Annotated in this window: 15 protein-coding genes; 6 read left to right on the top strand and 9 right to left on the bottom strand. The window is 48.0% G+C overall.

What is annotated here, in order from left to right:
• Positions 1-44 precede the first annotated feature (44 nt).
• The 6 genes from DTO96_RS11035 to DTO96_RS11010 all read right to left on the bottom strand — a co-directional run bounded on the left by DTO96_RS11035 (position 45) and on the right by DTO96_RS11010 (position 5,293).
• Positions 45-407: a DUF1304 domain-containing protein gene (locus DTO96_RS11035; protein WP_114563546.1), complete on the bottom strand. Its 363-nt coding sequence runs from the start codon at positions 405-407 to the stop codon at positions 45-47.
• A gap of 282 nt (positions 408-689) precedes the next feature.
• On the bottom strand, positions 690-2,960 hold the full coding sequence (locus tag DTO96_RS11030) for a RelA/SpoT family protein (RefSeq protein ID WP_225972498.1): 2,271 nt from the start codon (positions 2,958-2,960) through the stop codon (positions 690-692).
• Between the two features lie 242 nt (positions 2,961-3,202).
• Complete coding sequence (gene rpoZ / locus DTO96_RS11025) at positions 3,203-3,412, bottom strand: DNA-directed RNA polymerase subunit omega (protein ID WP_114563545.1); 210 nt, start codon at positions 3,410-3,412, stop codon at positions 3,203-3,205.
• 14 nt (positions 3,413-3,426) lie between these two features.
• The gene (gene gmk, locus DTO96_RS11020; RefSeq protein ID WP_114563544.1) at positions 3,427-4,068 is read right to left on the bottom strand and encodes a guanylate kinase; all 642 of its coding nucleotides are present in this window, start codon (positions 4,066-4,068) and stop codon (positions 3,427-3,429) included.
• A gap of 56 nt (positions 4,069-4,124) precedes the next feature.
• Positions 4,125-4,334, bottom strand: a complete 210-nt coding sequence (locus tag DTO96_RS11015) for a hypothetical protein (RefSeq protein WP_114563543.1) — start codon at positions 4,332-4,334, stop codon at positions 4,125-4,127.
• A gap of 11 nt (positions 4,335-4,345) precedes the next feature.
• Entirely contained in the window at positions 4,346-5,293 is a 948-nt protein-coding gene (locus DTO96_RS11010; RefSeq protein WP_114563542.1) for a YicC/YloC family endoribonuclease, read from the bottom strand.
• A gap of 90 nt (positions 5,294-5,383) precedes the next feature.
• Here DTO96_RS11010 and rph point away from each other — a divergent pair, with 90 nt between their 5' ends.
• Both rph and DTO96_RS11000 read left to right on the top strand, forming a co-directional pair.
• A complete protein-coding gene (rph, locus tag DTO96_RS11005; RefSeq protein ID WP_114563541.1) occupies positions 5,384-6,106 on the top strand; it encodes a ribonuclease PH in 723 nt (240 codons plus the stop codon).
• Complete coding sequence (locus DTO96_RS11000; RefSeq protein ID WP_114563540.1) at positions 6,103-6,423, top strand: hypothetical protein; 321 nt, start codon at positions 6,103-6,105, stop codon at positions 6,421-6,423. Before rph ends, DTO96_RS11000 begins: the two co-directional genes overlap by 4 nt.
• Positions 6,424-6,516: 93 nt before the next feature.
• On the opposite strand, the gene DTO96_RS10995 is transcribed toward DTO96_RS11000, so the two are convergent.
• Complete coding sequence (locus DTO96_RS10995) at positions 6,517-7,329, bottom strand: DUF1700 domain-containing protein (RefSeq protein ID WP_114563539.1); 813 nt, start codon at positions 7,327-7,329, stop codon at positions 6,517-6,519.
• A complete protein-coding gene (locus tag DTO96_RS10990) occupies positions 7,326-7,664 on the bottom strand; it encodes a PadR family transcriptional regulator (RefSeq protein WP_114563538.1) in 339 nt (112 codons plus the stop codon). Before DTO96_RS10990 ends, DTO96_RS10995 begins: the two co-directional genes overlap by 4 nt.
• A 193-nt stretch (positions 7,665-7,857) precedes the next feature.
• On the opposite strand from DTO96_RS10990, the gene DTO96_RS10985 reads away from it, so the two are divergent.
• Both DTO96_RS10985 and DTO96_RS10980 read left to right on the top strand, forming a co-directional pair.
• On the top strand, positions 7,858-8,766 hold the full coding sequence (locus DTO96_RS10985; RefSeq protein WP_157964429.1) for an AEC family transporter: 909 nt from the start codon (positions 7,858-7,860) through the stop codon (positions 8,764-8,766).
• Positions 8,767-8,774: 8 nt separating this feature from the next.
• Complete coding sequence (locus DTO96_RS10980) at positions 8,775-9,731, top strand: glycosyltransferase family 9 protein (RefSeq protein ID WP_157964428.1); 957 nt, start codon at positions 8,775-8,777, stop codon at positions 9,729-9,731.
• Between the two features lie 196 nt (positions 9,732-9,927).
• Here the strand turns inward: DTO96_RS10980 and DTO96_RS10975 are convergent, their stop codons facing one another.
• The gene (locus DTO96_RS10975) at positions 9,928-10,794 is read right to left on the bottom strand and encodes an outer membrane protein assembly factor BamD (protein ID WP_114564034.1); all 867 of its coding nucleotides are present in this window, start codon (positions 10,792-10,794) and stop codon (positions 9,928-9,930) included.
• Between DTO96_RS10975 and DTO96_RS10970 the strand changes: the two genes are divergently transcribed.
• Both DTO96_RS10970 and pgeF read left to right on the top strand, forming a co-directional pair.
• On the top strand, positions 10,793-11,872 hold the full coding sequence (locus DTO96_RS10970) for an RluA family pseudouridine synthase (protein WP_157964427.1): 1,080 nt from the start codon (positions 10,793-10,795) through the stop codon (positions 11,870-11,872). The two genes, DTO96_RS10975 and DTO96_RS10970, sit on opposite strands and share 2 nt — an antisense overlap.
• Before the next feature lie 15 nt (positions 11,873-11,887).
• Positions 11,888-12,697: a peptidoglycan editing factor PgeF gene (gene pgeF, locus DTO96_RS10965; RefSeq protein WP_114563534.1), complete on the top strand. Its 810-nt coding sequence runs from the start codon at positions 11,888-11,890 to the stop codon at positions 12,695-12,697.
• Positions 12,698-12,720: the final 23 nt, after the last annotated feature.

Genomic DNA, 12,720 nt, shown 5'->3' with positions numbered 1-12,720 from the left:
TTTTTATCGCACCAATGCACATAAAAATACGGTTTTGCGCATTTTTAGCTCAAAAGAACGGCTGAAATTCCAAGAACGGCAGGAACTGTTTGAATATAAAGGATTTTTTTTGCGGCTGTCAGCGCCCCGTAAACACCTGCGATGGCGACACAGCATAAGAAAAACAACGCAATTTGTTTGGCAAATGCGGGGTTTGGGTGCAACAAAGACCAAAACAGTCCTGCGGCCAGAAAACCATTGTATAGGCCTTGATTGGCCGCCAGTGCTGTGGTTTGAGCTGTGAATTCAGGTGTGAGTTTGAATGCCTTCTGCCCTTTGGGGGTGTTCCACCAAAACATTTCTAAAACAAGAATGTACAGATGTAAACAAGCAATGAATGCAATAAATACGTAAGCGATGGTTGACATATACATGTTCCGCAAGGTTAATCACAAAGTAGAACCCCATTTTGCGATTGTTTAAGAGAAATGGTTTGAGTGGATAATAGACACAGTATTAAAAATATTAAACACAGTCATTGAGATTGAAACCGCATAAAACATAAGAAAATCACATGAGCCACGCACAGCATGGCGGGCGATTGATGACGGACATTATAAATTTTTTTAAAAAGCGACTGCATTGCAGTCGCTTTTAATTTTTTGATTATATGCCATAAACACATGTGATGCGGGTTGATTCGTCATGCATCAGCGTTTTGCTTTATGTCCAAATCGGCGCGCAATTTTTTCAACGCGTGTCAAGGTGCGCAGGTTCTTAAAGACTTGTGCCAAATGCACACGATCGGTGACATCGATGACGATGTCGACGTGTACATGGTTGTGCAATACTTGAGAGTGAACCACTTCGATGTTGGCACCTGCTTCACTGATTTTACTGGCCACTTTTGCCAATAAACCGCGCTCATCACCTGCGATGATTTGCAATGCAACGGGGAATGGGTCGGCCAATTCGGCTTGTAAGTCCCATTCAAGCGAGATCCAACGCAGGTTGTCTTGCGCACGTTGTGAGCGAGCGTTCGGGCAGTCAGCGGTGTGCACCACCAAGCCTTGTCGGCGCATGAGGTGACCGATGATGGCGTCTCCTCGGATGGGATGGCAGCATTTTGATAAGGTGATGGTATTGGCTTCATCGCCTCGAATGACCAAACGTTCTATGCCTGTGCTGACCAGCGATTGTTCTGATGTGCGAACGATGTTTGATGCATTGTTGGGCATCACCATCAACAAGCGTTGAGCGGTGATGTTGGCTGGACGAATGCCCAGCCCTATTTCAGAAAATAACTCTTCTTTGGTTTTACAGCCTGAGTCTGCGAGCAGTTTGTCCCAAATGTCCTTTTCAGCTTCATCTGGGTATGGCAGGTGAATGGTGTCTAAAGCTTGGCGGAACAGTTGTTCGCCCAAATGCGCGGATTCGGAGACGCGTTGAGATTTTAAATAATGGCGTAACTCTGATCGGGCTTTGCCTGTTTTGACCCATTTCAGCCATGAAGGATGAGGGGCGGCGGTGGGGTTGGTGATGATTTCAATTCGATCTCCGTTACGCAGCTCTGTTGATAGACCTGCTTCCACACCATTGATGCGGCCTGAAACCGCGTGTGAGCCGACATCGGTGTGAATGCTATAAGCGAAGTCAAGTACGGTCGCGTGACGTGGCAGGGTCAAAATGCGAGATTTTGGCGTAAACACATAAATTGCATCGGGCGATAAGTCCACTTTAATGTGCTCAAGAAATTCAATGGAATCATTGGTTTTTTGTTGAATATGAAACAACGATTGCAATGTCGTGTGTGATTGTTTTTGCACTTCAGAGAAGCTCACGTCATTGTCTTTGTACAGCCAATGCGTGGCAATGCCTGACTCTGCGATTCGATGCATGTCATATGTGCGAATTTGAAATTCGACGGGCGTGCCATAAGGACCAAGCACGGTGGTGTGCAGTGACTGATAACCGTTTTTCTTGGTGAGAGAAATGTAATCTTTAAAGCGACCCGGCACGAAGTTAAATAAACCATGCAAAATTCCCAGTGCGAGGTAGCAGTCGTTGCGCATCGGTACGATGATGCGGAACGCATACACATCCAAGACTTTGGATAAACTCAGTTTTTTAGACTTCATTTTATGATAAATGCTGGCGAGATTTTTTTCACGGCCAGACAGGTCTGCATCCAGATTGGACTGGGCAAAAGCGTCCTGGACTTGGTCGACGATTTTGGTGAACAATTCGCGCTTTTGTTGGCGTCGGCGTTTGAGCGCCTTTTCAATCACAGCCGCACGCATGGGGTGAATTTGTTGAAAGCATAAATCTTGTAATTGTCGATAAATGCCGTCCAAACCCAAACGGTGTGCAATCGGTGCATAAATGTCAAGGGTCTCTTGTGCAATGCGACGGCGCTTGGCCCATTGCAATGTTTCCATGGTCGACAAATTGTGTAGGCGATCAGCCAATTTCACTAAAATCACCCGCACATCATCTGCCATCGCCAGCAGCATTTTACGGAAGCTTTCGGCCTGTTGAGTTTCTTTGCTGTCAAAATGCAGTTTGTCAAGTTTGGATAAACCATCCACCAGATTGGCGACGGGTGCGCCAAATTCATGCGCCAAAGTGATTTTATCGGTGCCGGTGTCTTCCAATACATCGTGCAGCAAAGCGGCCATGATGGATTGGGTGTCCAGTTTCCATGTGGCGCACAAAGTCGCCACTGCAACGGGGTGTGTGATGTACGGTTCACCTGTTTGTCGATACTGGCCGAGGTGGGCGGCATCGGCCACTAGAAATGCAGCGCGCACGCGCGCGCAGTCGGCCTCTGACAAGTAAGTCGATAACTGAGTGAATAGGTTTTCTAAACCCACTTTGATTAAATCTGCATGGTGTTGCTTGTGCGCCATTGAGCTTGCCATGATGGTGCTCGCCGCAAAGGTGTCTGGCGTGTGTGGTGGCGAAGGAGGGCGTTTGGGCATTGATTAAATCACTTGTAAGGTTTTAAAAAAGAAAGAACGTTCAGTTTAAAATACATTGTTGCAAAAACAATGTGCACTGCAATATGAGTGAGCACAAACGTTTTTAGAAGTGTCTATAACCATCACCAGACATTCGATTGGAACCCGCTGGATACGATGCATTGATGAATCAGCAAATTTTAGCGTTAAAAAAAGCCATTGTGCTGAGGCAATGGCTTTTACGGTGGTGAGCCGACGCTTAGTTAGTTCGGTACTTTCAGAAGCATTTCAATACCGACGACGCCTTCAGCGATTTCTTTTAAAGCAATCACAGTCGGCTTGTCGTTGGCCGTACCCAATACTTTTGGGGTGTGGCCTTGCGCCAATTGACGTGCGCGGTAGGTTGCTGACAAAGTCATTTCAAAACGGTTCGGGATTTGCTTTAAGCAATCTTCAACGGTGATGCGAGCCATGGATTTTCCTTCAATTATTTGGCGTGAATGCCTAAATCATAAAATAAATTGGGCTGGCGCGAAAATTGCTGATTAAAGCGTAAACGCGCCGCAGCGACAATGTGCATCAAATTGCGCAATGCACTGTCCAAATTTTCGTTAATGATAACATATTCAAACTCAGGTGCGTGCGCCATTTCGCCACCCGCAGCAAGCAAGCGACGGGTAATCACGTCCTCAGTGTCTGTACCGCGCTTGTGTAAACGCTCTTGCAGTGCCATCAGTGAGGGCGGCAAAATGAAAATGCCAACCATGTGTGGGAAATGTGCGCGCACCTGTTGCGCACCTTGCCAATCAATTTCCAGCAACACATCGCGCCCACTGGCAAGTGCTTGATTGATCCACGCTTTCGACGTGCCGTAGTAATTGCCATGAACCTCAGCGGATTCGATGAACTCATCCTTGGTTTGGCGTTCCAAGAAGTCCTCGACTGTGGTGAAATGATACGATTGTCCATCGATTTCGCCCACGCGAGGTGCGCGCGTGGTGTAGGACACAGACAGTTGGATGTTGTCTTCCTTGGACAGCAAAGCGTTAACCAAAGTGGATTTGCCTGCGCCGCTCGGTGCGGCGACGACGAATAATGTACCTGGGAGATGGGGTTTATTGACGGGCATGGTGCAGTCCTGTGCGCGATTAAAGGTGTTAGTAAGAAATAAGGGTGATGTCGTTTTTACTGAAAAAATACAGCAACAATCATTAAAACAAGTCCGATCCAGATGATCAAACCAAACAGGGCAACGAAGTTTGATTGAGAGATGGACAGCTTTGAATAATCCAGTTTAATTTGACCAAAACTCAGCAGGCGCAACGCCAGTGCGCCCGTGTTGTAAAAAACAAGTTCGGCCAGCACAGAAAGAAGCCAGTTAATCATGCTGTCCATTGTGTTGCCATTTATTCGATATTCTGTACTTGCTCGCGCATTTGTTCAATGATGAGTTTCAAGTCCATTGAGGCTTGGGTTTGCAGCAGGCTGGCCGATTTTGAGCCCAATGTATTGGCTTCGCGGTTGAATTCTTGCATGAGGAAGTCAAGCTTTTTACCGATGCTGCCGCCGTTTTTGAGTGTTTTACGGGCGTTGGCGATGTGACCGTCGAGTCGATCGAGTTCTTCGGCGACGTCGATGCGGATGGCGGTCAGGCTGGCTTCTTGGCGAATGCGTTCAATGAGCTCTTCAGTGGGGATTGCGCTGGTGGCGATGGCGACATCGCCTTTGGCGGCATCGACGGCTTTGAGTAGGCGTTCGGCGAGTCGGGCTTCTTGGTGAGCGAGCAATTCAGGGAGCTGGATGCGCAGGCTGTCAACAATCGTTGCGATGGCGTTGAGGCGGTCGTTCAGTGTTTGCGCCAAATGTGCGCCTTCACCTGCACGGCTGGCAAGAAACGCGGTGATGGCATCGTTAATCAGGGCATCGATTTCGGTTGCTTGCACTTGTGTGAGGGCGGAGGGTGCGCCACTGCTACTGGGCAGTACGCCTGGCCAGTTGAGCAGGGTGTGGACGGTCATCGGTTGCGCGGTTGCGCTGTGATTGAGAATTTGCTGCTGCAAGTCGAGCACCTGTTGCAGGGTTTCAGCATGGATGGTGGTGTGTGTGTCTGTGAGGGTGCTTGTATTTTGCCAGCCAATTTTACATTCAATTTTACCGCGTTTGATGCGGGCAAAAATGGCGTCGCGAATCAGGCCTTCGTGGGAGCTCAGTTCTTCTGGTGTTTTGAATGACAAGTCCAAGTAACGGCTGTTGACGCTTTTGAGTTGCAGGGTCAGTTTGCACGCGCTGCTGTTGATTTCGGCATTGCCAAAGCCAGTCATGCTGTAAACGTTTAAATCGGTGGGGTGGCTCATGTATAATGTTTTTCTTTGGAATATATGAAAAAGTGGAAACGTGCTTTAGAAGTACATGTGTTTCGTGCTTTAAATTTTTGATGAGGTTATATGATACACCGAGGACAGGGGCGTGCGCCCGACCAATTGCGTGATGTGACGATTGAGCGCGGCTATACAAAGCATGCGGAAGGTTCTGTTTTGATTTCATTTGGTGAAACCAAAGTGTTGTGCACCGCGAGTGTGTTGGCCAAAGTGCCGCCGCACAAAAAAGGCAGTGGTGAGGGTTGGGTGACGGCGGAATATGGCATGTTGCCGCGCGCGACACACACACGCAGCGACCGTGAGGCGGCGCGTGGCAAGCAGACCGGACGGACGCAAGAGATTCAACGTTTGATTGGTCGTGCTTTGCGTGCGGTGGTTGATTTGAAAGCATTGGGCGAGTACACGATTCATGTTGATTGTGATGTGATTCAAGCGGATGGCGGCACGCGCACGGCGAGCATCACGGGTGCGTATGTCGCGGTATCCGATGCGGTGGCGTGGTTGGTGCGTGAAGGGAAAATTGCGCAGAGCCCGATTCGCGAGGCGATTGCGGCGATTTCGGTCGGCGTGGTCAACGGTGTGCCGATGTTGGATTTGGATTACAACGAGGATTCGGGTTGTGATACCGATATGAATGTGGTGATGACGGGCGCGGGTGGTTTTGTTGAAATTCAAGGTACAGCAGAAGGTGCACCATTCAGCGGCACGGATTTGACCGCATTGTTGGCTTTGGCGCAAAAAGGCATTGGTGAGTTGGTTGAGGCTCAGAAACTGGCGTTGACGGCATGATTTTAGAAAATGAATGGTTGTTTTACGTGATGGCGATTGCCTTTGCTGTGGGCAGTCTTTTTTTATTGTTGGGCTACATGTTCGGCTTGGTGGTCATTCCAAGTTTGGTAAGCAGTTCTAAGTGGAAGTATGTGGCGTTGATTTCATCCATTTTGGTGCCGCCTTTGGTGGCGGTGATTTGTTTGATGAATTACAAGAGAACGGCGTATGCCAGTCGTTTTATTCTTCTGGGTGTGCTGGCGATGGTTCTGGGTGTTTTGTGCATGTACTATTTGGGGGGCACGTTGGGGTTGCCGAAGCCGATTGGTGTGGCGTGAGGTCATGTGTTTTGATTTTGTGAGCATCCATTGATTTTGTGAGCATCCACGTTTTGAGTGAAAATGGCGCGTCATGCGCCATTTTTTTGTCGATTAATGTGTGACGATGTGCTTGTCTAATTCCGCACGCCACCATGCCCATGTGCGCACCCACCATTTTTTCGCCAAGCGAATGCTGAAAAAACTGGCCAAAATCATGCCAAGAGACAGCAATAAACGCTCAAATGGGCTGATTGTGTGCAAACGGCTGATTTGTAAGTGTTCCTCTCCTTTTTTGACATCCAGTGTTTTGATTGAGCCATCGGCATTTTTGATGAGTGTGAGCTCGCCATTGCGGTCACGTGCGTGCAGGGTGACGCCGCCATCGGGTTGATGTTCGATTTTAAATGCTTGATTGTCTTTACCCATGATGTCAATGGCGGGTGCATTCATGTCGCTGTCTGTCATCACAAACCAAGGGCCAATGCCGCTGTCGTTGAGTATGAACTGATTGGGTGCAGGCCAGCTAAAAAATATTTGGCTGAGGCTTAAGCACAACCACAATATGCCTGTGATGAAGACAATGTAGCTGATCAGGCTCAAAAGTGCACTGCCGATGACGCCCAGTAGGAATGGCAATGACAGGCCGAAACGAATGGCTCCCAAACGAAAACTGGAGGTCAGCACAGAAATGAAATTGTTGGGCGTTTTGTGGGCTTCCCATGCGTCCAATTGATGCTGTGCAAAAAGTTCACGCGCCAGTTGTTGCGGGGTGCCCAGTTGGGCGATGACATCTGTTTCGTTACGGCCTGCAGTCATGGCATCGTCAAAATACTGTGCGTAGTCGCTGATGATGTCGTCGCGTTGAGCGGTTGGCAGTTGATTCAACTGTGCTTTGAGTGCGGCTAAAAAGGCATCGCGGTTCATGATATGTCCTCCTGTTGAGTGGTTAAAGCCAATGACAAAACGCTGTTGACTTCATTTGAAAATTCTTGCCATTGAAACAGCATGTCTTTGAGTTGGTGCTGACCCGTCTTGGTGAGGCGGTAGTATTTTCGTGCGGGGCCTGCTTGTGATTCTTGTAGGTAGGTTTCGACCAGATTGTCATTTTGCAGGCGGCGCATGATTGGGTAAATGGTTCCTTCACTGATCGCCATGTGTGTGCTGAGCAGTTGCACAAGCTCGTAGGTGTAGCTGTCGGCTTGTTTGAGCGTTGCTAAGATGCACATTTCCAGTACGCCTTTTCTGAGTTGTGTTTTCATATTTGCCTTTCGTTTGCCTTGTAATGCAAGGTATGTAAAGTATATCGCCAGCTACTTTGTAATGCAAGGTATTTTTTTGATGCTTTTTCTGAACCGCTATTGATGAAGCGTTGTGTGCTTCAAGTGTTACAATTTGATTGTTTTTTTGCTGCTTTTAAAAGGGTGGGCTTTATCAATTGCCTGTGATCACGTTATGACCGAATTGTTTTACAAAATTATTGCCATCGTTTTGCCCGTGCTCAGTGTGATTGTGTGCGGTTATGTGTATGGTCGCTTGCGACCCATCAAGGCGCGTGCTCAAATGGCTGAATTGAATCCTTTGGTCATGGATTTTTTTACTCCGATGATGTTTTTGGGCGCCTTGAGTCAGAAGGGTTTTGATATTTACGCGAATGGTGCGTTGTTGATGGCGGGCTTTGTGGTGGTGACGGGTGGGGCGTTGCTGGGGTATGGGGTGGCGCGTTTGTGTGGGGTGGATGTCAAGACCTTGGTGCCGACGTTGATTTATAACAATTGCGGTAACATGGGTTTGCCTTTGGCGATATTGGCTTTTGGAGGTGCTGGTTTTGCGCCTGCGGCGGTGTTGTTTGTGATGTGCAATTTATTGTATTTTTCGGTTGGGGTGTTGATTTTAACTGGCGGACATTTGAGCTTGAAACCGTTTAATACCCCCATCATTTGGGCGATTGCCGCCAGTTTGGCAATTGCTTTGTTGCGCATTCCTGTGCATCCTGTGTTGCAGCAAACATTTTTATTTTTTACACAGGCTGCGATCACTTTGATGATGTTCTCGTTGGGTGTGCGTTTGTTGGACATTGACTGGAAAGAGTTTAAGATTGGAATACTCGGTGGTGTCTTGTGCCCTGTGGGCAGCTTGTTGTTTGCTGTTGGTTTGCAGCGTTTTAATGTGCTGGATTTGAATGCTGGGCAGATGGCGCAAGTGTATCTGTTCGCGAGTTTGCCACCTGCCGTGTCGTGTTTTATGATGGCGGATTATTATAAGCAAGAGCCGTCCAAAGTGGCGGCGATTGTGTTGATTGGTAATGTGCTGTCGGTGGTGTTTGTGCCAATTGGGTTGGTGTTGGCGTTTAATTCTCAATGAAAAAATATATGAAAAAACAAGCCCTTATTTTGCGTGCACCCAATTGGATTGGCGACACCATTTACTGTCTCCCCGTTTGGATGCGTCTGTCCGAGCACTATCATTTGCATATTGTTGGTAAAGGTTGGCTTAAAGATCTGCTCAGTGGATACCCTGAGTGGCAGACGTACAAATTACCTGCCAAAGTTTTTGAGCGTCGTGCGCAGTATTTAACGATTAAAAATCAGCTTCAGGCTGAAAATCAATTGCCTAATGGCATCAATGCCATTGTCTTTCCAACGTCATTTGGATCGGTTTTTGAACCTTTTCTTGCAGGCTTGCATGTGTTGGCGCATGCGCATGAGGGGCGAGCTTTGTTTCTGAAACAAAAAGTGAAGATGCCGAACAAGGCGAGCAGTATTTATAAGCGCTATTGGGATTTAGGGAATGCCTTTTTTAATGAAACACAACCAGCGCCCAAAAGTATAGACTTTAAAATCAATCCAGAAGTAGAGCATTCGATTGCGCATGATTATTTGAAAGAGCATGGTTTGAGCCAAGGGGAATACATTGTTCTGTGCCCATTTGCAGCAGGAAACTTTGAGGGGCAAGACAAAAAATGGCCAGAGTTTGGTTCATTTGCAAATCATCTTGTGAAAATAGGCTGGCCTGTGGTGTGTTGCCCAGCACCTAACGAAGAAGAAACATGGCAAAGTCAATACAGCAATATTCCTGCATTGAAAAATCTGAGTTTGTCTGAATATGCAGCGGTTTTAAAATACGCCAAGTGCGTTGTCGCAAACGATACTGGACCTGGGCATCTGGCGGCTGGTGTGGGTGTGAAAACGATCAGCGTCCTCAATCGCACGAAGTTTGAAACATATGGCGCAGTGGGCGATCATGTCAGCTATGTCAAACATGAGCCCAGTTGGCCATCTGTTGAAGCTGTGATGCAACATGTGCAGCTTCGATTGAGTCATGATTGAGCTATGATTGAATTGGGCTGGGTATGTAGGGGTTTTTAAGTCGTTGGCTTTTGTATTTGCATCACTTTTATGGCGAACCATAAAGTAAAGCCCAGTTAGTAAAGCCCAGCTTGGAAATGCCATACAATAAAAAAGCGAGTGATTTCACTCGCTTTTTTAAGGTTTAACTTTATGATTGAAATGCCTTGCTGAAGTCTTACTGCGGTGCGGGCACTTCCACTTGCGCTTTTTTACGGTCACTGCGCATGCCGAGCAGTTGCAGCCATGATTTGCTGGTGCGTTTGAGTTTCATGGTGCTGTTTGGGTAGTTTTTCTTCAAAACGCTGATGGTGTCATCGCGCATGTCATTCATCTGCATGCCATCGTATGATTTGGCCATGATGATGAGGGCATCTTCAGTGGCGGGTGTGCCGTCGTAGTTGCGCAGGACCTCTTGCGAGCGGTTAATGGCGGCGACGTAGGCATCGCGTTCAAGATAATATTGAGCAACGGCTGCTTCGTGTTGTGCCATGGTGTTGACGAGGTAACGCATACGTTCGCGCGAATCTTTGGCGTAACGGCTGTTTGGAAATTTTTCGACCAGGGTTTTGAATGCATCAAATGAGTCTTTGGCTGCTTTCGGATCACGATCGTTGAGTTTTTCGCCCGTTAAGGTGGCCAAGTAGCTGACGTTTTGATTGAAGTTAATCAATCCTTTGAGGTAATAAACGTAATCAATTTTTGGGTGTGAGCCATTGAGTGCAATGAAACGATCTGCTGCAGCCAGTGCTTTTGCGCGCTCATCGTCTTTCCAAAACACGTAAGGCAACTCAAGCTGTGCCTGTACAGATTCTGCGCTGAATGGATATTGTGCAATCGTTGCTTCTAATAACTCGCTGGCACGTTTATAATCCTTATTGGTCATTTCGTCGCGGGCATTGTTGTAAATTTTATCAACACTCCAGCCTGCAAACTCATTGACTTCTTTTTTCTTGCCAAATACGCTGCAACCCGCCAGCAGGCTGATGGATACAAGTGCAATAGCACTTAAACGCGCGGTTCTTTTAAGGATATTTAAAGCCATGACGGTAACCTCTTGGGATGAAAATGATAACGATTATAACGCATGGGATGAAGAAGTGGCGGTAAATGCTCAAATTCTTGAACCCATGACGATAGAAATTCCTGAAGGCGTGAGCGGTAAACGCTTGGATGCAGCTTTGGCGATTGTTTTACCTGATTTCTCACGTTCTCGCCTGCAAAAGTGGCTGAAAGAAGGGGCTGTGATGTGTAATGGTGAGGTTGAAACCAGCCCAAAACGTGTGGTGTATGCTTATGAAACATTGGTGGTGACGCCTCAGCCTTCGGATGAAATGAAGGCGTATACGCCTCAGCAAATGGACTTGGACATTGTTTACGAAGACAATGACATTCTGGTGGTCAACAAACCTGCAGGTTTGGTGGTGCATCCTGCCAGTGGAAATTGGGATGGTACATTGCTCAATGGTTTGCTGCATGCGTATCCGGACATTGGTCAAGTGCCTCGTGCAGGGATTGTGCATCGTTTGGATAAAGACACTTCGGGTTTGATGGTGGTGGCAAAAACGGTCATCGCACAAACCGACCTTGTCCGCCAATTGCAAGCGCGCACAGTGAAGCGCCGCTACATTGCGATTGTGCAGGGTGAAATTGATGCAGACGGTGTGATTGATGCGAACGTTGGTCGTAACCCGCAAGATCGTTTAAAAATGGCGGTTGTGGTGGGTAAAGGGGGCAAGTCTGCACGCACTTTTTATCAAAGCCTTGGTTTTTGGAGTTACAACGATAAACCGTATTCGATTGTGGTGTGCCAATTGGAGTCTGGACGCACGCATCAGATTCGAGTGCACATGCAACATCGTGGTTACCCGTTGGTTGGCGACCCATTGTATGGCGATAAAAAGGGTGTGCGCAGCTCGGTTGTCACTGCGATCCCTGACTTTAAACGACAGGCTTTGCATGCTTACCAATTGGGTTTGATTCACCCACGCACTGGTGATTACATGAGCTGGCAAGTGCCTTTATCGAAGGACATGACTGATTTGCTTGTGGCCATGGGTGTGCCACATTTTGAGTTGCCTGAGCCTGACTTCATTATGGATGCTTTTGAATATGATGCATAAACGATGGGGAATGACATGAGCCTTCAATTCATCACGCCAACTTGGCATGTGCCCCCGCATGTTCACGCTTGCATGACCACGCGCATTGCGGGTGTGAGTTCAGGTGCGTATGGTCAGGTTGATGGTGCACATGGTTTAAACCTTGCCACGCATGTGGGTGATGAACATGCGCATGTCATGGCAAACCGTGAGCTGTTGTGCGCAGCAGTGCATTTTCCCAATGAGCCTTTGTGGTTGAATCAAACCCACAGTACGATTGTTCATTTGCAAACAAACAATGAATATCAACGCAATGCGCCACCGCCCGAAGCCGATGCCGTGGTGCTGACTCAGGGTGGGCAAGTGGGTGTGGTGATGACGGCGGATTGTTTGCCCGTGCTGTTTGCCAGTGCCGATGGGCGGGTTGTGGGTGCTGCGCATGCAGGTTGGCGCGGTTTGGTTGATGGTGTGTTGGAAGAAACCGTGCGTGTCATGCGGGAGCAAGGTGCGCATCAGATTCATACATGGTTGGGTGCCGCGATTGGTGCAGCGCAGTTTGAAGTGGGGGCGGATGTTTTGGCTGAGTTTTTGCTTAAAACCCCTTCAGCTGCGGGCGATGTGCGGATGCATTTTAAACCGCATCCAGAGCATGACAATAAGTACCTCGCAGACATATACGGTTTGGCGCGTGATCGTTTGCAGGCTTCAGGTGTTGTGGCGGTCTCGGGGGGCGAACATTGTACGGTGACAGAGGCGAACCATTTTTATTCGTATCGCCGTGACCGCACCACGGGACGGATGGCGACGTTGATTTGGATGGATGAGCCGCATTGCGCTGAATCGTAAATTTATTTGGGATTAAAGTTGTT

Source organism: Ephemeroptericola cinctiostellae (assembly GCF_003339525.1).
GTDB lineage: Bacteria > Pseudomonadota > Gammaproteobacteria > Burkholderiales > Burkholderiaceae > Hydromonas > Hydromonas cinctiostellae.
Note: the sequence above shows the minus strand (reverse complement) of the source record. Positions and strands in the feature narration are given on the sequence as shown.

Coding starts and splice junctions, on each gene's coding strand:
- DTO96_RS11035 (WP_114563546.1), bottom strand. CDS start 407: ATGTCAACCATCGCTTACGTATTTATTGCATTCATTGCTTGTTTACAT.
- DTO96_RS11030 (WP_225972498.1), bottom strand. CDS start 2,960: ATGCCCAAACGCCCTCCTTCGCCACCACACACGCCAGACACCTTTGCG.
- rpoZ (WP_114563545.1), bottom strand. CDS start 3,412: ATGGCTCGCATCACCGTTGAAGATTGCTTAAAGCAAATCCCGAACCGT.
- gmk (WP_114563544.1), bottom strand. CDS start 4,068: ATGCCCGTCAATAAACCCCATCTCCCAGGTACATTATTCGTCGTCGCC.
- DTO96_RS11015 (WP_114563543.1), bottom strand. CDS start 4,334: ATGGACAGCATGATTAACTGGCTTCTTTCTGTGCTGGCCGAACTTGTT.
- DTO96_RS11010 (WP_114563542.1), bottom strand. CDS start 5,293: ATGAGCCACCCCACCGATTTAAACGTTTACAGCATGACTGGCTTTGGC.
- rph (WP_114563541.1), top strand. CDS start 5,384: ATGATACACCGAGGACAGGGGCGTGCGCCCGACCAATTGCGTGATGTG.
- DTO96_RS11000 (WP_114563540.1), top strand. CDS start 6,103: ATGATTTTAGAAAATGAATGGTTGTTTTACGTGATGGCGATTGCCTTT.
- DTO96_RS10995 (WP_114563539.1), bottom strand. CDS start 7,329: ATGAACCGCGATGCCTTTTTAGCCGCACTCAAAGCACAGTTGAATCAA.
- DTO96_RS10990 (WP_114563538.1), bottom strand. CDS start 7,664: ATGAAAACACAACTCAGAAAAGGCGTACTGGAAATGTGCATCTTAGCA.
- DTO96_RS10985 (WP_157964429.1), top strand. CDS start 7,858: ATGACCGAATTGTTTTACAAAATTATTGCCATCGTTTTGCCCGTGCTC.
- DTO96_RS10980 (WP_157964428.1), top strand. CDS start 8,775: ATGAAAAAACAAGCCCTTATTTTGCGTGCACCCAATTGGATTGGCGAC.
- DTO96_RS10970 (WP_157964427.1), top strand. CDS start 10,793: ATGACGGTAACCTCTTGGGATGAAAATGATAACGATTATAACGCATGG.
- DTO96_RS10975 (WP_114564034.1), bottom strand. CDS start 10,794: ATGGCTTTAAATATCCTTAAAAGAACCGCGCGTTTAAGTGCTATTGCA.
- pgeF (WP_114563534.1), top strand. CDS start 11,888: ATGAGCCTTCAATTCATCACGCCAACTTGGCATGTGCCCCCGCATGTT.